Origin of the sequence: Olsenella sp. oral taxon 807 (assembly GCF_001189515.2) — a bacterium.
In the GTDB taxonomy this organism is placed as follows: Bacteria; Actinomycetota; Coriobacteriia; order Coriobacteriales; family Atopobiaceae; genus Olsenella_F.
In genome coordinates this window covers 1,853,125-1,874,905 of the sequence record NZ_CP012069.2, presented here as the reverse complement: position 1 = coordinate 1,874,905, position 21,781 = coordinate 1,853,125, and the positions used below count along the sequence as shown (strand labels likewise).

18 protein-coding genes are annotated in these 21,781 nt (G+C 58.4%); 11 read left to right on the top strand and 7 right to left on the bottom strand.

Annotated elements, in window-relative coordinates; translation table 11 throughout:
- Positions 1 to 8: 8 nt before the first annotated feature.
- A complete protein-coding gene (locus tag ADJ70_RS07935; protein ID WP_050340637.1) occupies positions 9 to 1,568 on the bottom strand; it encodes a DDE-type integrase/transposase/recombinase in 1,560 nt (519 codons plus the stop codon).
- Between the two features lie 256 nt (positions 1,569 to 1,824).
- Here ADJ70_RS07935 and ADJ70_RS07930 point away from each other — a divergent pair, with 256 nt between their 5' ends.
- Positions 1,825 to 2,064 (top strand): ATP-binding protein, encoded by a 240-nt coding sequence (locus ADJ70_RS07930; RefSeq protein ID WP_050340636.1) that lies wholly within the window; start codon positions 1,825 to 1,827, stop codon positions 2,062 to 2,064.
- Between the two features lie 125 nt (positions 2,065 to 2,189).
- On the opposite strand, the gene ADJ70_RS07925 is transcribed toward ADJ70_RS07930, so the two are convergent.
- From ADJ70_RS07925 to ADJ70_RS07910, 4 genes are all read right to left on the bottom strand, one after another.
- A complete protein-coding gene (locus ADJ70_RS07925; protein WP_050340635.1) occupies positions 2,190 to 3,152 on the bottom strand; it encodes a hypothetical protein in 963 nt (320 codons plus the stop codon).
- Positions 3,153 to 3,593: 441 nt separating this feature from the next.
- A complete protein-coding gene (locus ADJ70_RS07915; protein WP_050340633.1) occupies positions 3,594 to 4,415 on the bottom strand; it encodes a hypothetical protein in 822 nt (273 codons plus the stop codon).
- A gap of 90 nt (positions 4,416 to 4,505) precedes the next feature.
- Positions 4,506 to 4,658 carry a hypothetical protein gene (locus ADJ70_RS14600; RefSeq protein ID WP_157051452.1) on the bottom strand — a complete coding sequence of 51 codons (153 nt, stop codon included), beginning with the start codon at positions 4,656 to 4,658 and terminating at the stop codon, positions 4,506 to 4,508.
- Between the two features lie 58 nt (positions 4,659 to 4,716).
- Positions 4,717 to 5,502: a radical SAM protein gene (locus tag ADJ70_RS07910; protein WP_157051451.1), complete on the bottom strand. Its 786-nt coding sequence runs from the start codon at positions 5,500 to 5,502 to the stop codon at positions 4,717 to 4,719.
- A gap of 592 nt (positions 5,503 to 6,094) precedes the next feature.
- Here ADJ70_RS07910 and ADJ70_RS07905 point away from each other — a divergent pair.
- The 5 genes from ADJ70_RS07905 to ADJ70_RS07885 all read left to right on the top strand — a co-directional run bounded on the left by ADJ70_RS07905 (position 6,095) and on the right by ADJ70_RS07885 (position 12,401).
- Positions 6,095 to 7,462: an SPFH domain-containing protein gene (locus ADJ70_RS07905; RefSeq protein ID WP_050340631.1), complete on the top strand. Its 1,368-nt coding sequence runs from the start codon at positions 6,095 to 6,097 to the stop codon at positions 7,460 to 7,462.
- 2 nt (positions 7,463 to 7,464) lie between these two features.
- A complete protein-coding gene (locus ADJ70_RS07900; RefSeq protein ID WP_050340630.1) occupies positions 7,465 to 8,904 on the top strand; it encodes a TFIIB-type zinc ribbon-containing protein in 1,440 nt (479 codons plus the stop codon).
- Positions 8,905 to 9,112: 208 nt separating this feature from the next.
- The gene (locus ADJ70_RS07895; protein ID WP_050340629.1) at positions 9,113 to 9,481 is read left to right on the top strand and encodes an EXLDI protein; all 369 of its coding nucleotides are present in this window, start codon (positions 9,113 to 9,115) and stop codon (positions 9,479 to 9,481) included.
- Between the two features lie 168 nt (positions 9,482 to 9,649).
- Positions 9,650 to 10,903: a nuclease-related domain-containing protein gene (locus tag ADJ70_RS07890; protein ID WP_050340628.1), complete on the top strand. Its 1,254-nt coding sequence runs from the start codon at positions 9,650 to 9,652 to the stop codon at positions 10,901 to 10,903.
- 142 nt (positions 10,904 to 11,045) lie between these two features.
- Complete coding sequence (locus ADJ70_RS07885; RefSeq protein WP_050340627.1) at positions 11,046 to 12,401, top strand: ATP-binding protein; 1,356 nt, start codon at positions 11,046 to 11,048, stop codon at positions 12,399 to 12,401.
- Positions 12,402 to 12,486: 85 nt separating this feature from the next.
- Here ADJ70_RS07885 and ADJ70_RS07880 read toward each other — a convergent pair whose 3' ends face one another.
- Positions 12,487 to 12,681, bottom strand: coding sequence for a hypothetical protein (locus ADJ70_RS07880; protein WP_050340626.1), 195 nt, complete (start codon positions 12,679 to 12,681; stop codon positions 12,487 to 12,489).
- A gap of 590 nt (positions 12,682 to 13,271) precedes the next feature.
- Between ADJ70_RS07880 and ADJ70_RS07875 the strand changes: the two genes are divergently transcribed.
- From ADJ70_RS07875 to ADJ70_RS07850, 4 genes are all read left to right on the top strand, one after another.
- On the top strand, positions 13,272 to 14,432 hold the full coding sequence (locus tag ADJ70_RS07875; protein ID WP_050340625.1) for a pyridoxal phosphate-dependent aminotransferase: 1,161 nt from the start codon (positions 13,272 to 13,274) through the stop codon (positions 14,430 to 14,432).
- A 178-nt stretch (positions 14,433 to 14,610) separates the two neighbouring features.
- Positions 14,611 to 16,047, top strand: coding sequence for a glycoside hydrolase family 1 protein (locus ADJ70_RS07870; RefSeq protein WP_050340624.1), 1,437 nt, complete (start codon positions 14,611 to 14,613; stop codon positions 16,045 to 16,047).
- Positions 16,048 to 16,803: 756 nt separating this feature from the next.
- Complete coding sequence (locus ADJ70_RS07860) at positions 16,804 to 17,904, top strand: ATP-binding protein (RefSeq protein ID WP_050340622.1); 1,101 nt, start codon at positions 16,804 to 16,806, stop codon at positions 17,902 to 17,904.
- A 670-nt stretch (positions 17,905 to 18,574) separates the two neighbouring features.
- Complete coding sequence (locus ADJ70_RS07850; protein ID WP_050340620.1) at positions 18,575 to 19,102, top strand: PTS glucose transporter subunit IIA; 528 nt, start codon at positions 18,575 to 18,577, stop codon at positions 19,100 to 19,102.
- Here the strand turns inward: ADJ70_RS07850 and ADJ70_RS07845 are convergent.
- Entirely contained in the window at positions 19,092 to 20,174 is a 1,083-nt protein-coding gene (locus tag ADJ70_RS07845) for a DMT family transporter (protein WP_083443895.1), read from the bottom strand. The genes ADJ70_RS07850 and ADJ70_RS07845 overlap by 11 nt on opposite strands.
- A gap of 1,295 nt (positions 20,175 to 21,469) precedes the next feature.
- Here ADJ70_RS07845 and ADJ70_RS15090 point away from each other — a divergent pair.
- Positions 21,470 to 21,709, top strand: a complete 240-nt coding sequence (locus ADJ70_RS15090) for a hypothetical protein (protein ID WP_216597247.1) — start codon at positions 21,470 to 21,472, stop codon at positions 21,707 to 21,709.
- The last annotated feature ends 72 nt before the right edge of the window (positions 21,710 to 21,781 follow it).

Genomic DNA, 21,781 nt, shown 5'->3' with positions numbered 1-21,781 from the left:
CTTCCTCACTAGTCTCTGTAGTAGTCCGCGCCGCGCACGTGGCCCTTGGGCGCGTCCCGCGTCTCGCCGGGGCCGTCCTCGGCCGGCCCCTCCTGGTCGAGGTTCGCGTCCAGGATCGCCTTCAGGTGCTTGTACCTGGGCGAGGTGAGCTTAGGCAGCGCGTAGGCGCAGGCGACCTCGAGCCTCTCGTCTCCATACTTCTTCGACAGGTCGGGGACGGAGAGCGCCGGGTTGTAGGCCTGCTCCTTGACCTTGACGCGCGCGAAGATCCTGCCGATGACCTCGAAGCAGGAGGGTCCGATCCTCTTGGCCCAGCCCCTGATGCGCGCGTCGTCCCATTCCGGTTTCAGAAAGGCCTCCGGCATGTGGGACCTGTCGGTGGAGTATCCGTTCCCCGCGTACTCGGGCAGGAGGCTGTGCGTCGCTATGCGCTCTCCGGCGTGGTAGATTGAGACTGTCGACTCGCCTACGCGCAGGTCCACCTTCCGACCGACGTAGCGGTGGGGAACGGAGTAGCGGTTGCGCTCGTGGGCGACGCGGGAGTCGAGGGCGACCGAGCGGCCGTGGACCCATTCGGCGACATCGTAGCGGACGTCGGGAAGGGGACTGAGCTCGGCGGCCTCGGCCTCGGCGAAGACCGGGTCGCGGCTGCCCTGCCTCTTCTGGAACGGGTGGGCGTCGCGCTCGTCGAGCTTTTCGCGAACCGCTGCCTTGGCTTGCCCGAAGTCGGCGAGCGTCGCGTCGTGCGGCTGCGCTATTACCCAGGTGGCCGCGTCTCTCACCGTGCCCTCGGCAGACGCCTTCTGCTTGGGCTTCCTCACCTGTGCGGGCATGATCGCGGTCACGTGGTGCTCTCCGGGCGCCTCGTAGGCGTCGTCGGGCACGACCTCGCCCTCGCGTGGGTGCCTCACGACGCCAGTCTTGAGGTTGTCGCAGACCGTGCGCTCGGGGACGCCTCCCCAGTACTCGCACGTGTGGACGTGACACCTGAGCCAGGTGCGCTCCCTCATGTCTAGCGTCGGCCCGAGGTAGGCCCTCTGGCTGAAGGGCAGCACGCCCACGAAGAGGTGGATCTTGGAGACCTCGCCCGTGGTGGGATCGACAAGGCCCCTCCCGAGAGTCGGCCCGGACCAATCGACCTCGCAGGACTGCCCGGCCTTGTGCTCGATGCGCTTGGTGAGGTTGTTGGCGGCGACGTGCTTGCCGCGCCTCTCACAGAACCTCGCGTGGCCCATCGCCACCTTGCCGGTGCGTCCGCGCCCGTCCTCGTGCCCGTCGCGCGGTAGGCGCAGGCTCGCGCCAACCCTGGCCATCTCCTTGTGCGCGTAGCCCCAGTCGGGCTCCTCGAAAACGCTTCCCCTCACGTGCCTGTCGGGACAGAGGAGGACGCAGGCGCCCTCGTCGGATTTGCCCTCGATGTCCTTCCACCCGATGCCGCGCTCGTCCGCGACCGGGAACACCTCACAGACCGAGCCCATCGACATGCGGCGCGTCTTGGCTATCTGCCTCCTCGACATGCCCTGTTCGCGGAGCCGCGTTATCAGCTTCGCCTTGATCTTCCTCGCCATGTTGTTCGCTCCTTTCGTCTAGATGACATGGCGAGATCTAGGCTACTGGGCGATACGAAAAGCGCGAAATGGGCGGTACGGGTGCGGCGAAACGGTCAGACCGAGAGGTGATACGGACAGCGCGAAACGGGTGCTACTGAGAGCGCGCAATACTCACCCTAATCGTTTATGCGAAGTCGATGTGCCCGCAATCCCGGTCTATCTGGATTAACTCCGTCGGCTTCGCATAAACTCGCGCTTCGCATATGACGACTTCATGACCACCTCGATCGCGACGCAGAGCGCCGTGGAGCTCCTCGAGGTGACGGGGTCGCGTGAGGGCAGGAGAGCCACGATCGTCGCCTCCCAGCTTGAGCCCAACGAGTGGTACCTGCGCATCGAGGGCGAGCTCATGGCCGACTCGATCCTGAACCGCATCGCCACCGGGGCACGCTACGTCGACCTTGACGGCCCCAACATGCGAGAGTACATGGCCGGGCAGCGGGCAAGGGGCTAGCGGTACCGATCAAGGCTTACGGCCGGTACCACCTTTATCCTACTCGCGGTACCAGTCGGGATGACTGCTGGTACCGCGAGGGGCTACTACTCATCACTTTGATCAAGAATCGCGATTCTTGAGCGTCATTCATCTCGATTTCGCACGTATCGTTGATACTCTTTTGCGCGATTCACGATTTCGATGGCGGGTAAGCTGAAGAGCTCAATCGCTGCTTCGTCAATCGATAATTCTTCCTTCAACATAACGGCTAACTCCTGCACATCATCTTCAACTAGACGTATGAGCTCTCCTGTCACGCCGCTCTCGTACACGTAGCAAAATATTGTCTCGTAGTCTGCTTCGCCGCAAAATATTTCATGCACCATCGAGTTAATGATGCTAGCTTTTCCGTCCAAAAGATTCGATTTCCAGTTTTCCAATTCCATCTCAGCGAGAAATGCCTCCGAATATAGCCGTGTAATTCTTGCTATCTGAGATTTGCCAACTTCAAGGTACTGCGTTGCAATCATTGACCAAAGCATTTGAACGGCGAAGTCAAGTATTGCTGCATCTGGGTATGTCGATACGAACGTATCCCACTCGCTCCGTGTCCAGGCGTGAGGACGCTCATTCACTGCTTCAATAAAAGTTCCGTGCTCTTTGATTTTCGCTATGGTTTCTGACCAATGTTTCTCAACATCTTTTTCATTCAGAAAATTGCGCAATACATCAATTCCGGCATTGTGGAAAACTTCAATTTGCGAGACGGTGGCCGCTCGCAATCGCGAAGCATCATCACTAACCGTCACCCGTGCTTCTAGGTGCTCGGCAACTCTAAGCAAGTCAATTGCTACTACGAACAACGGGAAATTTAAGCTATCGCGAATCCCGCCGAACTGTGGACTTCCCCAAAACACTGTAAGTAGCGCATCATATGAAGTGAGTTCGCAAACATTGGCTGCGGCAATTCGCGCAACCCTTCCTTCGAGTTTTCCTCCCGGCTGTGGAATCGCAAGCCTTTTATATGCGACTTTCTTTTCCTTTAGTAATTTTCTGAGTGACAGCACCGCTTCAATCCTGTTGTCGTTCCATTCAATTTCAGGCATTTTTGGCACCACCGTTCTTACGCAATAGGACGAATGCTTTCTTCGTCATAAAGACTATTCCAACTATGGGGACAATCGCAGCACATAGTAGGTATGAGTTGAAGGCAGTACTTCCTATATCGAGCGAGTTTACGCTTGCGACCGCGCTTTCAATGAAGCCAGTTAGAATTGATGGATACTGCGTTATGTACTGCGGCGCAAGAAGAATCGCTGTAATAGCTGCAATGAGAAAGAACAGGATGCATAACGTAGTGTAGATTGCTACGTTTTTACTATAAGTATTACGATCTTGGAAATCCGTCCTTCGAGCGAGAATGCTTTTTACCATTTCCTCCAATCTGATATGCAAGTTGGGTATCTCAAAGTAATCCGAGTAAACCCAATAGCCATCAGACTCTTCAAATGGGTTCAGATTATCGAGGTTATGCATGCCAAGAGTAATCACAGCGATATATAGGTATACGTTATTGGCAAAAAAGCTACGATAATCAGAATGTCGAGTATTAAACATTCCACGGTTATGCCGCCGAGGTCAATCTTCAACCTATCAATCTTGTTTGATATGTTGGAATCGTTCATGTTCGTGTATAGAGCAATTGATGTAATATAAATTCCGATTCCCACTTCGCCCACCTTGCACCCGCAAGAAACTGCCGCTCCAAGGTGGCCGCATTCATGCAACAATCCGATTGCAACACTTACGCAAACGAGTATTGGCATACAAATCGCGGAATAATAAATTGTAGTGTAGGGATCTATCAGGAGTTTGAAATGTGCAACTGAATTAAATATTGCAATAATAAGCAGGGGAAAGAAAAGCACGTTAATCGCAATTATGAGCGGCACTCTGAATATCCACGCAAAAGCTCTTCCCAGCGTACTAGCTTTTTCTGAATCGAGAACGGCTTTCTTTGCGGTCAACGCAACCATCTGATTCAGCACGTGTCTGTCAGATTCGATAGTAAATGTACGCTCTCCATTATTTGATGACTCATCCTTGGGGATAAGGATGTCATAGGCAACGAGGTATTCAATCGTGCTTTCAATGTCAACAGGATTCTTGCCGTGCTTGTAAGCGAAATCATTCATGTTGAACAAGCGATCACTTACATTGTTTTTTGTGAGCGCATTTATTAGCTCGTATACCCAAGGATCAATCAGAAGTTGCTTCTGCCCGATCGAGACCCTTAACAGCGAATTCCTTTCTTGGGCATCGACAAAGGTGATGCCAGGATTAATGATATATTTACAACCGTCAGGCATTTTTCTCCCGATAAAAAGGAGCGAGGGCCCGGTACTCTTTGGCCCTCGCTCCAAAACCACATGCTTGCTAGCACTTGCACTACATGCTTGCTAGCAATTGCCGTACCAGCTGGAGCTGCACATGTTCGAGGTCGGCCACTTGAACTTCTTCATCTCAAGCCTGTTCTCGAATTCCTCGATGCCGTGAATCTCCAATTTCGGCGCATTCAGAGAAACGACGTTCTCCTGCTTCTTGGTCTCCATGATCTGCCTCCTTCCCTTTTACTCGTTCCCTACATTTGTTCCGCATGAATTTGATGCCTCACCAAGAGAGAATTCCCTTTAGGCGAAGTTCCAATTTCAAGCGTGCGTCAAATGACTCTTTGACTGCATCGCAATACGGACCTTCAGGTATTCCGCTGGCTATGGCCCTAAAAGCACAGCCACCAGAGCAAATGAAAATCAGAGGACAATCCAGGCATTCCTTTATATGCGGCATCTTTCTTTTTCTCCAACGAGAAATCGCCGCCTCATCTATATGCAGCTCAGCGTCATACCAACCAACTGAATACATCTCTTGACCAATGACCTCGCTGCATACGTAGATTCTGTTATCCGGCGAGAAGAAGTAGCTCGATCCCACTGCCCCGCAGAATCTAGTTTTCGTCGCAGCCACGGGATTATTGATCAGGTCGGTTAGCATTCCATCCTCGCCCGCTTGTATGGCGATCGAAAGCAATTTCTTGTTATCGGTTTGTTCCTGTAGATATGCAAAGAAATCAACTTCGCTAATCCCGTTTGCTAGCTTTACCCCTGGCAAACTCTTCACGAGGCCGTAAGCAACCGAGAAATGCTCGTTATCCAGAAATCCAAGCTCACCAAAACTTCTTAGCAAGGGTAAATACGAGTCGATATTAGTGGCATCGACATTGCTCCTGAGGCGCACGTCAACGCCTTTTTCTAGCGCCATGCCAATGTTTGAAATAATCTTTTCAAACGTTCCTTTTCCGGTCGATGTAATGCGCCTTCTGTCATGTATTTCCGCTGGTCCATCAACGGTGATGCATAAAGTCGAAATCTTTTCACGGCCTAGACAATCCTCAAACAAATCTAGCTCGTAGCCGTTTGTGGTCGCCGAAATCGTTCGTTTCGCCGACTGTGCGCAAGGGACTGTGGTGGGAATCTTGGACCAGAATGCTCTTGAGGCGCCTCGTCACGCACAGGCGCATGCCGCCGGCTGATAGCCCCGTCTTCCCGCCGATGGAGCCCGGTGTCTTGTCGGAGTCATGCGGCAACAGTATCAGGGCTCTGGTGATGACCTGGGCCCGCGCGGCGCACGTGCGACGCTCTCAAGGTGCACCCCTTCGCGCCCAGCGTAACCATCGCATTCGACTTGTCGTCCCCATCCCAACCGCTCACGGAAACTTTTAAGCTCGATTTGCGTTAAGGTATAAAGAGGTATAGCAGGTTTATGCAGCTCAACCCCGCGAGGGGACGAAAGCGGGCTCATGCCCCACTCTCGGGGCATGGAGCAGCTCTCGATCCGCACGCCCACGACGACACCCCTCCATGCTCAAGCCCTGTCTCCGCCCCTCACGCCCAGCACATATCCAGTTTTCTTATGGGGGGCCTATGGTAAAATCTGAACATCGTTGTGTTTGGCGTTCAAGTCAAACATCCAAATCAAATGGAGGTGTCCTATGGGTTTCATCCAAGCATTCAAGGGGGCTGTGGGGTCTACGTTGGGCGACCAGTGGAGAGACTTCTACGGTCCTGGGCAGGATGTGTCTCCCACGGCAGGTGTCTTTCCCGGGGTCCCCATGGGAACAAATAACGGGCGCGGGTCCAACACGAGGGGCAGCGCCAACATCATCACCAACGGGAGCAAGGTGATAGTGCCAGAGGGTACGGTCCTCGTCACCATGCAGGACGGCGCCATCACGGGCCTTATCACCGAGGTGGGCGGATACCAGTACACCAGTGACGACCCCAACGCAAAGTCCATCTTCTCGGGCGACGGCCCCATGGATTCCCTGATCAAGCAGTCGTGGGAGCGATTCAAGTTCGGTGGCATCCCGGGGAGCCAGCAGCTCCTCTTCTATGTGAACACCAGAGAGATACCAAACAACAGGTTTGGCACCCAGTCGGAGATATACTGGGATGACGCCTATCTTGGCACTCAGGTCGGGGCAGTCACGCGCGGCACGTATACGCTGCGTATCGTTGACCCCGTCCTGTTCATCAAGAACTTCGTCCCGGTGTCGTACCTGGTCGCCGGAGCGCCCGAGTTCGACTTTGCCGACATGGACAACCCCGCTGGCGAGCAGCTGTTTAATGAGGTTGTCGGCAGTCTGTCTGCGGCCTTCTCCAACTACACCAATGACCCGAGCAAGGGCAACCGCATGGCGCGCATCCAGGGCGACCAGATCGGCTTTGCGACGTCCATGTCGGAAGCGGTGGAGTCCGCATACCAATGGCGCAGTTCGCGGGGCTTGGAAATAGTCAAGACTGCCATCCTGGCGATCGAGTACGACGAGGGTACCAAGGCGTTGCTGGAGGACGTCAAGAAGGCAGACGCCCTGGCGGGAGCAAGGGGCAACTCGTTCTTCCAGCAGTCTGCCGCACGTGGTATCCAGGCGGCGGGCGAGTCCGGCGGAGGTAGCGGCCTTGCCTTCATGGGCATGGGCATGGGAGCGGTTGGGGGCATGTCGCAGGGCATGCAGCAACCCTACACGCAGGGCTCCTACCAGCCCAACTTTGGCCAGCAGCCTCAGCAGCAACAACCCTACGCGCAGGGACAGACGATGGGAGGGGCACCGCAGCAGCAACCCTACACGCAGGGCTCCTACCAGTCCAACTATGGCCAGCAACAGCAGCCTCAGCCGCAGCAGCAACCCGCCCCCCAGGGGCAGACGATGGGAGCGATGCCGCAGCAGCAGCCCGCCCCCCAGGGACAGGGTGCGGAGGATCCGACCACCAAGCTCCTGAACATGAAGAAGCTCCTGGATGCCGGCGTGGTCACGCAGGAGGAGTTTGATAGGCTCAAGCATGACCTTTTGGGGTTCTAGCCATGGGTGGGGGAGAGGGCCAGTGGACCGGAGCGGACGTCACGGTGGTCCAGACCGACACCGACGCCAAGGACGGCCAGATAAAATGTCCCAAGTGCGGGTCTACAGACATCCAAACCAACAGCAGGACCGGCAAGCTACGCTGTAGCTTCTGCCGGCATGAGTTCGAGCCCCAGCTGCTGGAGACCGAGGAGGATGTCTCCTCCCTCGAGGGGGTCAGGATGGGCTCCGGCGCGCAGGACAGGGCCGCAGATGCCGATGACGTCATCACGCTCAAGTGCGAGAGCTGCGGCGCAGAGGTGGTGATCGACACGGCCTCTGCCAACCAGGCCCGCTGCCACTGGTGCAGGAACATGCTGTCCATCAACCATCAGGTGCCCAACGGGGCCGTCCCTGACGCCGTCCTGCCCTTCGGCGTGTCCAAGGATGACGCGCGGGCAGAGATAGAGCGCTTTGTCGGGAAGCGCAAGTTCTTTGCACATCCTACCTTCACCAGGGAGTTCACGACCAAGAACATCTGCGGCGTGTATTTCCCCTACATGATCGTGGACATAAACGCACACGATCACCTCTCTGGCACGGGGGAGGTGCTCATCAGGAGCTACAGCGTCAAGAGGGGAGACAGCAGCGAGACTCGCTACGATGCGGATGCCTACCATGTCGAGCGTGACTTTGACATCGCCATCAACGACCTGACCGTGGAGGCGAGCGTCGACAAGCTTAACGTCAGCTCAAGCGAGAAGACCACCAACATCATCAACTCCATCATGCCCTTTGACACGAAGAACTGCGTGAGGTACAACGCAAACTACCTGAGAGGCTATACCTCGGAAAAGCGCGACGTTGACGTCAACAACGTGCGTCCCTTGGTCGCGACCCAGGCACAGGACATTGCCAGGATCGCTGCAAACGAGACGCTCGCGAAGTACGATCGCGGGATCGCGTGGTCAGGCGAGGCCTTCGACATAAAGGGGGAGTCTTGGCTGGCGGCGTACCTCCCCGTTTGGCTGTACAGCTACCTACAGGTCAAGGGAAACAAGAAGCTGCTGCACTACGTGGCAGTGAATGCCCGGACCAAAGAGACGATGGGCAGCGTCCCCATCGACATGACCAAGCTCTGGATCGTTTCGATCGCCATCGAGTTCTTTGGCTTGATTCTGGCGCTGGTCTTGGGCAGCAGTCTGGTTGGTTGGGATAAGAAGGAAAGATGGCTGCTCCTCCTTCTCGGAGTCGTGTTCTTTGCGATCATGTACATGCGGTATCGAAACAGCGGGGCACGGCATACCTACGAGAACGAGACGCAGCGGAGCCTGTCCAACGTGCTCGCCGCAGACGAGTTCATCGAGCACAGGAAAGGCCTGCGCAACTCGCGCATCGAGGGCGCCAATAACACGAACCTGCATGGCACCGGCGGTGGGTCCATCCTCGACGGCCTCCTCTGAGGTCACCCGGCGGGGCCATAACCGTCACCCGGCGGGGTGCTGCCCCGCCGGGGTCACGACCCGCCGGATGATGGATCCCCTGCAGAGTCGTTGGGCCGTGGGGCATCCGCGTGCCCGAAGAAGGCGGTGCCGTCCTGTGCTGGATGTTTTTGTCCGGGGCGCATGGACGGCACCTTGAAATTATGCGTTATGAAGGTGAAGGTATCTCATGAAATATGAAGAGATTAAGGTAAACATATCGAATGATAGCATCAGCGATTACAAAATATTTGAAGGAATGAAGCTATATTCTGAAATAACTAAATCAAAAGACGGTAAGAAATTAACAAACAAAAGAGTGTTTGTTACAAGAAAGCATAACTATGTATACTATGAACGAACAGATGTAAATTGGAACTACTGGTCAGACAAATCAAAATATGACTCAGGCTTTGATTCAAACGATATAAAGCATAATATAGTATTTGAAGTATCAACAGAATTGAAAGGGTTTACAAAATACTTAGGTGAAGAGATTATCAAGAAGATCATGCTAAAAGAGGAAAATGGAGAAATAGTGGAAGTGCTGGATATCTAATATATCAGGCAACTCCAGTGCATGCGGGCTGACACGAGGGCTCGGGTGGGCGGTGGCCTCGCCCGGCCTGCTGTCCCTTGGGCAGACGGGGGTGGGCAGGGGGCGGTCTCCGGACAGCTCGCCCTTTATGGACCAAACGAGTGAGGTCGATGTCTAAGGGGTGTGACCATGGCGTTCTTCCGTGCGCAGGAACCGGTGATCCTCAAGGAGGGTAGCGATGCGAAGGAGCAGCTTGCCACGCTCGAGTCACTGCGCGAGACAGTACCTCGCAGCCAGAGGAGGGGGCTTGACTCCGACATCCGTGCCCTCAAGGCAGGCATCGTCGGGGAGGATCGCATTCTCTTTGAGCTGAGAAACAGCCACCTGCCCTTTGTGGTGATTCATGATCTCCACCTGGAATTCGAGGGGCTCACCGCCCAGATTGACTTTCTGGTGCTTACGAGACGACGCAACTTTGTGCTCGAGTGCAAGAACCTCTATGGTGACATCTCTGTCAACGCGCGCGGGGACTTCGTGCGCTCCTTTGGGGGAAGGAGACGAGAGGGGATCTACTCGCCCATCACGCAGAACCAACGACACCTTGGCCTGATGAAGCGGATCAACCTGAGCACGAAAGGGACGATCATGAGCGCCCTTCTCTCTCCGCGCTTCGATGACCTGTATAGGGGGCTTGTCGTCCTTGCCAACCCAAAGACCATCCTGCATGACCGCAACGCCAAGAAGGAGGTCAAGCAGCAGTTGGTGCGTGGCGATCAGCTTGTGGCCACCATCGAGTCGATCAACTCGATGCGGGGGCCCGCAGATGGGAAGATCCCCTTCAAGGACGTGATGGAGAGGGCCGAGCGGTGGCTCTCCATGGATACGCCCGTGAGGACCGACTATACTGCCAGATACTTTGAGGGAGAGAGCTCATCGGCTGGTAGGGCAGGCTCGCTGGTCGGCGGGATCGGCGTGGCGGCCGGTGGGCCAGATTCGCCATCACAGGCCCAAGGGGGCGTCGGGTCTATGGAGGCCAGACCCGCAGGCGCCTCGGGCACCGATCAGGTGAGCGCGTTTCCTGATGGCGATTCGAGCTGGGACGCCCTTGTGGCTAAGCTCACGGATGCGGAGGATGTTGGCGTTGATGCTGCGAGGTTCGAGTCAGCCGCTGGCTCGATGCCCGCCGGCGTGTCGGCCCAGTGGCCCGCTGCGACCCAGGGTCCTGCGGCTCCCGCCAGCGCGGCGAGCCAAGTCTCCACGACGCCTGCCCGCGCAAAGAGCCAGGCGATTGGTGACGGCACGGATCTCGATGCCCCGCGCTGTCCTGTATGCGGCTCCACGATGGTGCTGCGCACAGCCAAGAGGGGTGTGCGGGCGGGCAAGAAGTTCTGGGGGTGCAGCGAGTATCCCTACTGCCGTGGGATCATCAACGTGGGGCAGTGAGCGTACGCTTAAGCACGTCTGTGTGCCTGAGCGACAACCGTGCCCTCGGAATGGTTTTCCCAACTCCCTACATGTGGAAAACGACATTTTTAAGCGCGTAAAAATGTGATACTCTCCATTTATCGATAGATTGGAGTAGCACATGGAACGTGCCGAGATGCGACGGCTCCTCGATTGGAAGAGTAGCCCCCAGCGTAAGCCGCTCCTCCTCTTTGGTGCTCGTCAGGTTGGTAAAAGCTACCTCATCGAGCAATTTGCGAGGGAGAACTACGAGAAGTACGCCCTGTTCAACCTGGAAGAGGATCCGAGGCTCACACGGGCCTTCGATGGCAACCTCGATCCCTGCACTGTCATATCGAACCTTAGTCAGATCACAGGTCACACCCTCGATACAGAAAACATGCTCTATGTCTTCGACGAGGCACAGGTATCCAATCGAGCGCTAACTGCGCTCAAGTACTTCCAAGAGGCGAACTTTTCGCATCCCATCATCGCGGCGGGTAGCCTGCTTGGCGTCGCGGTCAACCAGAGGTATTACTCCTTGCCAGTGGGCAGGGTCAACACCATGGTGTTACATCCCATGACCTTCGACGAGTTTATGGGGGCGACAGGGCATGCCCTCATGCTTGAGGGCATACGCGAGGCATACTTCGATAGACGCGCCTACCAGCTCCACGATCAGGCGATGGGTCTCTACCGCACCTACCTTCTCGTGGGTGGCATGCCAGAGGCCGTGGCAGCCTATGCGCGCACTGGTGACGTCCGCGATGCCGTGCGGGTGCATCGTGACATCCTCAATCTCTACCTGGCGGATATGGTCAAGTACGCGCCAAGCCCCACTGACGTCGCACGTGCTCGCGACGTGTGGAACAGCGTGCCCGGGCAGCTTGCTAAGGAGAATCACAAGTTTCAGTACAGGCAGGTGCGCAGCGGGGGCAGGTCGAGCGAGTACGAGGGTGCCATTTCGTGGCTTCTCTCGGCAGGGCTCATCGACAAGTGTATGCGAGTGTCTTCCGGTCAGGTGCCTCTGCGACTTCATGAGGATAGAGGTTCCTTCAAGATTTACGCGAACGACGTCGGCCTGCTTTCCACGATGTCAGGCATACCGGCTAGCGCACTCTTCGACGAGCGCGGGCGTTCGCTGCTCGACACAGGTGGGCTTACAGAGAACTATGTGGTGCAGCAGATGGTTGCCCGAGGCATCGAGCCGCGCTATTGGACGAGCGGCAATAGGGCAGAGATTGATCTTGTCGTCGAAGACGGCTCCGCCAAGGCCGTGCCCATCGAGATCAAGTCCACCAAAAATGTGCGTTCCAGGAGTCTCGGCGTGTATAGGGACAAGTACGAGCCCGACCGTGTGGTGCGCGTTTCTGCGCGTAACTTCGGTACGGGAGATGTGGAGAGCATTCCGCTCTACGCGGTGGGATGTCTGGCCGATGACGTGGCCATGAGGCGAGGGGCAAACGAGGGGATGGGTAGTTGGGCACCAACCGTATGAGGAGCCTTGCGACCGGCGCCCGGTCTGGTCGGTGGGCCACGTCAACGGAGCAACACCTCGCGGCACAAGGCTGCAAGGTGTTGAGTCACCCCACGTCTTCCCGAGTCGCGAACCTTCCCAGATCGACTCCCATCCTCTTGGCCCTCTCGCACAGCTCGCGAGGACCCATGCCGTCGATCTCTGGCAACTCGGCCATCGCAGCGGGAAGCCCGTTGGACATGGCCGTTCCCAGGTAGTCCCTCATGTAGTCTCGCAGCGCGTCCACGTCTATAGTTGCCATGTCACGCCCTCCTTGCCTCAGGGTCTTCTCCGGGGTCTCTCTGATACGTGCGATGCGCCGACTCGGGCGGGTGGGGCGAGTGATCGCAGGCATCGCCTGGCCTCCACGCCAGCATAGGACTTTGCTGGTTGGCTGTCCACCAGACGAGCGTACCCAGCTGGTCGTCCCGCCCCTCGCCTCCAAGACCCACCGTCTCGCTCCCAGGACCTGCCGCAGTGCCCCCCAGGACCTGCCGCAGTGCCCACTGCCCGGCGCTTAGTGCCCGCCAATCTGGCGGGTACCTTCCCAGAGACGTTTGCCCAGTTGGCGGATTAAAGTCGGTACCCGCCAGGCTGAGGGGCCGTTGCGGGTCCCCCTGCGGGGCCGTTGCGGGTTCCCACACCGGGCCGTTGCGGACCCCCGTACAGCCTATGCCCCGCCCAGGGCATCTGTCCGGATGCCATGGCAAAACGCAGTCTTACCACTCTTTGTCACACGTCAGAAAAACTTGCGTGGCACAATGTCGCCCGGGGATGATCCAGAATACGAAAGATGACACGACCCGCGCCCGGCGCGCAAGCGCCTGCGGCCCTGTGAGAGGAGACGATACCATGCAGCTCTCGAAGAGACTCGACCTGTTCGGCGACGAGGTCTTTGCCTACTTCAATCAGAAGCGCCGTGAGCTGGAGTCCGAGGGGCGGCGGGTGTTTGACCTCTCCGTCGGCACGCCCGACTTCGCGACGCCCGACTACATCAAGCGGGCGCTCGTGGACTCTGCGGCAGATGACGCCAACTGGAAGTACTCCCTGCACGACAAGGACGAGCTCCTTCAGGCTGTCTGCGACTACTACCAGCGTCGCTACGGCGTCTTGGGCATCACGCCGGGCATGGTCATGAGCTGCGCCGGCACCCAGGAGGGCATGCAGTACGTGTGTGCCGCCATCGCCGACCCGGGCGACGTCGCGCTCATACCCGATCCCTGCTACCCGGTCTTCAGGGCAAGCACGCTGCTTGCGGGCGCAACTCCCCACTACTATCCGCTTACGGAAGATCACTACTTTCTCCCACACGTGGCGGACATCCCCGATGACGTCGCGGATCGCGCGAAGTACATGATCGTCTCGCTGCCTGCGAACCCGGTGGGATCGGTGGGCACTCCCAAGGTCTACAGCGAGATCATCGCCTTCGCCAAGGCCCATGACATCGTGGTCATCCATGACAACGCCTACTCAGACGTCGTCTTCGACGGCCCGCGTGGCGGCTCCTTCCTTGACTACCCGGGCGCCCTCGACGTGGGCGTGGAGTTCCTCTCGCTCTCGAAGTCCTTTGACGTGACGGGCGTGCGCCTGTCCTTCGTCGTGGGGCATCCCGATATCGTGGCGGCCACCCGCAAGCTCAGGGGCCAGGTCGACTTTGGCAAGTTCTTCGTCGAGCAGGACGTGGCCATCGCCTGCCTGACGGGCTCCCTCGATGGCGTTGAGCGCCAGAGGCTCGCCTACCAAGAGCGTAGGGACGCCCTCTGCGACGGACTCGAGGCCTTGGGCTGGCAGCGCCCCAACTGCCACGGTACGCTCTTTGTGTGGGCCAAGCTGCCGCATGGGCGTCGTGACTCCGCTGCCTTCGCGATGGAGCTGATGGAGAAGAGCGGCGTCATCGTGACCCCAGGCGTGAGCTTTGGACCCCATGGTGAGGGCTACGTGCGCTTTGCCCTGGTCATGGATGTCGAGAGGATTCGTGAGGCCGTGGCGGCGATAGGGGAGGCCGGGCTTTAGGAGGAGGCGCACGGGTTTTTGATGGCCGCGCGCGCCGGTTGGCCGACACGCCGTCTCGCGTACCACGCGTCGGCATGCCGTCTCGCGCGCCGGTCGGACGATGCGCCTGCCCCAACGCCTGTGGCTCTCGCCTAGAATGACACTGACGGTAGGCAAGCGATCAAAGAGGGGGAGTAGCATGAAGATGAGGGAAGGCTTCCTGTGGGGTGGGGCCACGGCCGCGAACCAGTATGAGGGCGCTTGGGACGTGGACGGCAAGGGAGACTCGGTACCCGATCACATGCGCGGCGGAGACGTCAATACCCCGCGGCAGATTGACGTGACGTTTGACCCGAACGCGCTCTATCCCAGCTGGGAGGCTACGGATTTCTACCACCACTACGAGGAGGACATCGCGCTCTTTGCTGAGATGGGCTGGAATGTGTATCGCCTGTCCATAAACTGGTCGCGCCTCTTTCCGACGGGTGAGGAAGAGAGGCCCAACCAGGCTGGTCTCGAGTTCTACGATAGGGTCTTCGACTGCCTGCGCTCCCACGGCATCGAGCCGCTTGTGACCATCAGCCACTACGAGCTGCCCTATAACCTGGCGGCCACGTATAACGGCTGGGCTGACCGCAGGCTCGTTGACCTCTTCCTCAGGTATGGGAGGTGTATCCTCGACCGTTGGCATGACAAGGTCAAGTACTGGCTCACCTTCAATGAGATAAACGCAGGCACCATGACGATGGGCGTGACGCTCTCGCTCGGCACGCTCAAGGGCTTCACGGGCACCATGGACAAGGTCAAGGATGACATCAACGAGCGCTACAACGCCCTGCACCACCAGTTCGTGGCCTCGGCCGGGCTTGTCAAGTATGCGCACGAGAACTACCCCGAGATCAAGATGGGCAACATGGACTGCTTCATCCTGACCTATCCCGCGACCTGCGACCCGAAGGACGAGCTTGCCAACCAGGCCGAGATGCGCCGCATGAACTGGTACTGCTCAGACGTTCAGGTGCGTGGCCGCTACCCCAGCTATGCGAGGCGCTTCTGGGACGAGCACAACATCGACATCAGGATGGAGCCAGGCGACGAGGAGCTGCTGCGCGAGGGCACGGTGGACTTCTATACCTTCTCCTACTACATGAGCAACATCATCGGCACACACGGAGACGTGAAACAGGGCTCCAGCAACATGAGCTTTGGCGGCAGGAACCCCTACCTCAAGGAGACCGATTGGGGCTGGCAGATTGACCCGGACGGTCTGCGCTTCTCGCTGAACGAGATCTACGACCGCTATCAGATCCCCTTGATGGTGGTCGAGAACGGCATGGGAGCCCATGACGAGGTGGAGCCTGACGGCTCCATCCACGACCCCTATCGCATCGACTACCTGCGCGCTCACGTCAAGGCCATGCGCGAGGCCGTGGCCGACGGCGTTGACCTCATGGGCTACACCTGGTGGGGACCCATCGACGTGGTTTCTGCCGGTACCGGTGAGATGCGCAAGCGCTATGGCTTCATCTATGTGGACAAGCACGATGACGGCACGGGCGACCTGCACCGTGCTCGCAAGGACTCCTTCTTCTACTACCAGAGGGTCATCGCCAGTAACGGGGAGGACCTGGACTAGGATTTTCGACCCACGCTGAAACGTGAGGCTTGGGGCCGTGGTATCAGCCAGCTGGCACGAAGGTGGCACGAAGTGGTGCGAATCGCGCAGCGAGGGATGCCACGGTCTCTCGTTATGCGAGTGCGCTGCTGGCACGTCCGCTCCTGGCGTATAGTGTCCAGGTTGATGTGGGTGCGCGTCCCCGTCGTGTCCTGGGGGTCAAGGGGCGTGCGGCTGAGGCGGCGAGGGTGGCGCCATCAAGCTGCGTACCACTGGGCGCTCTGCTGGGCAACAGCTCCGAATGGAAGGCAACGTTGGGCAGGGCTGCTCTTCCAAGAGAGGCTTCGTAGACATCTATCGTCTCCGCGATAGAGTCATGGGTCTTGGGGTGGCCATCTGCCTCAGAAGGGACTGTGCGCGGTGTTCCAGGCGATGTCCACTCAGGAAACGCTATCGGGGAATTCGGTCACTGGCTCGTGTGGGCGTGTCGTTGCCGGACTCTCGCCGTTAGGGCCAAGGCTGGCGTAACCATCTGGGACTGCGGTGGGTGCGGTGGGCCTCAGCTTTGACACACTGTTCAGCGATGCGGACGTCTCGAAGGCACGCATGCTTCTCAGCGATGCTCTCTCTGATAGGAGCGGCAACAGGAGTGTCATGGGCTTCATACGACCCCCTTTCGCAGACTACCTGCTGCAAATCTCGCAAAGCGTGCAAAACATGCAAATCTCGCAAAGCATGCAAAAGGTGACGTAGCATATCGATGAGGAAAGGAGGCTCATGTACGCATCAGCAAAGAACCCCTTTACGCCAACTTTCGGGAGGATTCCGGCTCAGCTCGTCGGCCGCGACCTACTTCTGAGCGATCTCTTTGGTGCTCTTGCGAACGGTCCGGGTGACCCCAACCTCTCCACGCTCATCTCTGGTGCGCGGGGAACGGGGAAGACGGCTCTTATGAACTACGTTGCGAGTGAGGCTGTGGGCTATGGGTGGGTCTCCTCGAGCGTCTCTGCGGTTCCTGGCATGCTTGAGGATCTCTTCCAGAGGGCATTGGAGAGCGCGGATCTAAGCTTGTCGGCAATAAGGCTTAGCTCTCTCGGCCTTGGCCCCATGAACGTGAGCTGGAACTACACCCCTGGGTTCGAGCCCAACTGGCGTACGAGAATGAACAGGCTGTTGGATCAGCTGTCTGAGCGAGAACTCGGGCTACTCATTACCGTCGATAAGGTGAAGGCGACGCTTCCTGACATGGTGCAGCTTGCAAGTACCTACCAGCATTTCGTCGGGGAGAATCGCAGGGTCGGTCTTCTGATGGCGGGACTTCCCTATGACGTCTCGGCCCTTCTTGGTAATGATGACGTGTCCTTTCTGCGCAGATCGGTACAGCATGTGCTTACAAACGTCTCTCTTGCCGATGCAGAGCTGGCCTTGCGACGCACGGTGGAGGATGCCGGTAGGAGCATCAGCAAGGAGGCCTTGAGACTTGCCGCACGGTGCAGCGGCGGCTATCCCTACCTCATGCAGCTCATCGGCTTTCGCATGTGGGCAGTCGATGTACGCTCGGGCGAGATATCCAAACATGACGCAGAGGATGGGGTCCGCCTCGCTCGCATGGACTTTGAGCGTCAGGTGCTTGCCGCGACCTATCGGGACTTCTCCGAGAAGGATATCCGCTTTCTTGAGTCCATGCTTCCCGATCGTGGTCCCTCTCGCCTGGCTGACATCGCGAGGCGCATGGGAGTTGGCTCCAACTATGCCTCGACTTACAAGTCCCGTCTTCTCGGGCGGGGGATGATAGGCGAGCACGGTGCTGGCAGGCTGTGCTTCGAGCTGCCGTACCTGAGAGACTACGTGGAGAGAATGAGGGACGAGAGGGGGTGAGGGCGGCGCCTTGGTGAGCGGCAGCGGACCGTGCGGATTGTCTTCCGGCTGCCTCAGCCTACCCTATCGGCGGATGAAGCTCTTGTCGCCTTCGGTCTTTTCGAGATCGGCGTAGCGGTGCACGCGCATATGCAGGTCATGCTTCTCGTGCAGCTCGTCCAGAATGTGGTTTTTGGTGACGCCGCCGGGGCTAGAATGCGCTTTTCTGTGAGACGATGAATACAGAATGTGCTTTTCCGTGAGGCGGCGCCACGTTTGCCCAGGTAAGAAAAGACGCATTCTACGGAAGGAAAGGCGCATTCTGGCTGCAGACCCTCACGAAAAAGCGCATTCTGCGCGCGGAGGACGGCGGAAAAGCGCATTCTGGCTGCGCACATTCTGTGGTCAGCGCCCGCGGCTGTGCGTACTGGTCTGGTTTTCGTCCTCCACTGCGAGCCCCTGCTCAGATCGTCCCAGGAGTGTGGACTTTCTCGTGAGGCTTGCAGCAACCAACCTTCGCGGGAGTCTTCTGGAACCCTGCGTGCTCGGACTCCGTATCTGTCCCATGGCGGCGCCATCCCTTTGGTCTACAATGGTGTCCATGATATGAGTAGGTATGTAAGGAAGTGGTAGATGGGCGCACCAGCGTCCAGTGAGAGCGGGCGTGCCAGCGCCCAGAAAGGATGGGGGAATGGGTCTGTTCGACATATTCAAGAAGGCCGCCGCGCCCCAGAAGCCCGAGGCACTTTCGGTCAGCTGCCCGGCCGGCAGCATTCTCGCGCCGGTTGCGGGAAAGGCCATCGCCCTGGAGAAGGTCAGCGACATGGTCTTCAACAGCGGGGCGATGGGCAAGGGATGCGGCATCGAGCCATCTGAGGAGGTCGTCTACGCGCCCGTCTCGGGTACGCTGACGGCGGCTGGTGCTCCCAACTACCATGCCGTCGGCATCACGGGCGATGATGGCGCGGAGGTCCTCATTCACGTTGGTGTCGATACGGTCGAGATGGCAGGTGAGGGATTCACCGTGTATGCGACCAAGGGAGCGCACGTGAGCGCCGGCGAGCCGCTGCTTTCCTTCTCCAAGCAGAAGATTGCCGCTGCGGGTCACGACACCGTCGTCATCATGGCGCTTACCAACACCGATGACCTCGCCTCCGTCGAGCTTGTTCACGAGGGCGACGTGAGGGCGGGGGAAGTGGTGGTTAAGTTTAGCGCCTAGCCTTGCCCTGTCCGGGGTCGGTGTTATCTGGCGGGCAGGCCGCAGATGTTCTTGGGGTCGCTGTCTGGATCTTGCCCCATGGCCGTGCGTCATGCGCTGCCTGGGGCGGATCTGGGGTGCTCCAGTTCACGGTGATGATGCCTGCCGCGACCAACGCGAGCGCCAGCGTTGCGCGGATGGGTTCGATGCTCTGTGTCTCTCCCAGCAGCAGCGCCGAGAGCAGAAAGCCGAAGACCGGCGTCATGAAGCGGTATATCGCGATGCGCGAGACGGGGTTTACCGAGAGCAGGACGCTCGAGAGCGAGTAGGCTACCGCCGAGATGAGGCCCATGTACGTGATGAGAGCGGCTCCCTGCGGCCCCGTGGCCCAAAGTCTTCCGCCCAGAGCCACGCCCACGCAGGCGAGCGTCACGCCACCCAGCATGAACTGCCAGCCGCTGAGCATCACGGGGTCATGGCGTTGCGTGAGGACGCGCAAGAGGCAGGTCACGATGGCGCCGCAGAGCGCCGAGAGGAAGATGAGCCCCTCGCCGTTGAGCGCGAGGCCCGTTCCCGCAGCGAGGGAGCTGAGGTTGATGAGTGCGACCCCTCCGAAGCCTAGCGCGCAGCCTAGGACCTTGCGTGCGCCGAGCCTCTCCTGCCTGAACACGCGCGCCGCCAAGAGGATGGAGAGAAAGGTTGAGCTCGCGTTGATGACAGAGCTCGTGGTGCCGAGTGCATGAGAGAGTCCCAGGTAGAAGAAGAGGTACTGCAGCACAGTCTGGAAGGTCGAAAGTAGCGCGACCGCTGCCAACTCATCCCTATGCGGGCGCACGAGGCGATGGGCGCGCAGGCTGGCAAAGGCCACGACCATGGCGCCGGCAAGGAAGAACCTCACGCCGGCAAAGAGGAGCTTGGAGCCCGTGTCAGATGCGCTGATGGAGAACAGCTGGTAGCCAAGCTTGATGCAAGGAAAGGCACTGCCCCAAAGCAGACAGCAGACGACGCTCAGCAGCAGGGTTCCCCACGAGGTCCTGAAGATGGTGGGGACCCCTGGCTTGATGGTGCTCGGTGTGATGTCGTGCGCAGGCATGCCTTTGACGTTCCCTCTCGTTCCCTTGCTGTGCTTCCAAGGGCCTATCCTATCGCAGAGACGGGGCTGGTGCCTCAGCTCATGTTAGCTTATGCCAGCTTATGTCAGGTGGTGGTAAATCTTGTGCACGTGGGGGAGGGTGATTGGGGGACTTTGGTCACCGGTTCGTATGCAGAATGTGCTTTTCCGTGAGAGACCGAGCTCAGAGTGCGCTTTTCCGTGAGGGCCCAACGCCAGAATGCGTCTTTCCGTAGAATGCGCTTTTCCTCACCTGGGCAAACGTGGCGCCGCCTCACGAAAAAGCGCAGTCTGCATGTGGAACATAACGGAAAAGCGCAGTCTGTGGTTGCGGCGTCACCAAAAGGCGCAGTCTGCAGTCTGCGGGTTGGGCAGAATGCGCTTTTCCGTCACGTTGCGGCGCCCGGGATGTGCGAGGCAACCGCCCGCCAGGCTGCGGGGCACTATGGAAAGAGGTTCAACTGGGCAAATGCGCTCGAGCAACCACCCGCCAGCCTGCGGGGCGGGTTGCGCGAGGGTCCGCAGATCTCGGTTTGGAGTCTGGACTCACGGAAAAGCGCATTCTGCGCAGACGGCCTCACGCAAAAGCGCAGTCTGAGCCCGCCGCCTCACGGAAAAGCACATTCTGTGTAGATGACCTCACGGAAAAGCACATTTTGGCGCTGGCCACTCACGGAAAAGTGCACTCTGTGTGGGCGACGCGATGGAAGGGGCACTCTGTCCGTTGGCCCTCACGCAAAAGCGCATTCCGCGTGCGGGCAGCCACCCAGAGTGCGCTTTTCCGTGAGGGTCTGCAGCCAGAGTGCACTTTTCCGTAGAATGCGTCTTTTCTCACCTGGGCAAATGTCGAGATGCCTCACGCAAAAGCGCATTCTGTGTAGATGACCTCACGGAAAAGCGCATTCTGGGTCACCTCCTTACCTACTCTGGCCCGATGTCTCACGGAAAGACGCACTCTGGCGAGGCGTTTGCCGCAGTCGTCGGTTACTCCACCTTACGCTAATGGAGCGACAACACCAAGATACGGACATCTTGAATCTTCGGTACTCCTTGCACTCCTTGGACGTGCGGAAAGATACACCCGCACCTCAGTAGGATCGTTGAGATCGTCGAGTCCCACATAATCAGGGGTGTAGCAAAGCCCGTTGCCTGCTGACGTGGTGTGGCGGCGGGCAGCTACATACGTCCCTCTCATCGCCGCCTTCTTGCCTCCGTGCCATGCTCCCTGTGTCCCTTAGCGTCGAGGTAAGAGGCGCGGTGGTAGGGTTTTGCGTATCGTGCAATTCTATGCCATCATAGATTTGCGCAACGTGCGTTGTGAGGGCTACGAAGTAGTGGTGAACGTGCAGAGGGAGGAGTTCATCATGCTCAGGCGGAAGGTGTATGACCGACTGCTCAGGTGGAAGAGCGAGAGGCAAGGTAAGACGGCCGTGCTTCTGAAGGGGGCTCGTCGTGTGGGTAAGAGTACCCTCGTCGAGGCCTTTGGAAAAACGAGTACGATTCCTGCCTCATTATAGACTTTTTCAAGCTTCAGCCGAGGTAAAGGCCTACTTCGAAGACTATCGCACGGACTTTGACACCCTCTTTTT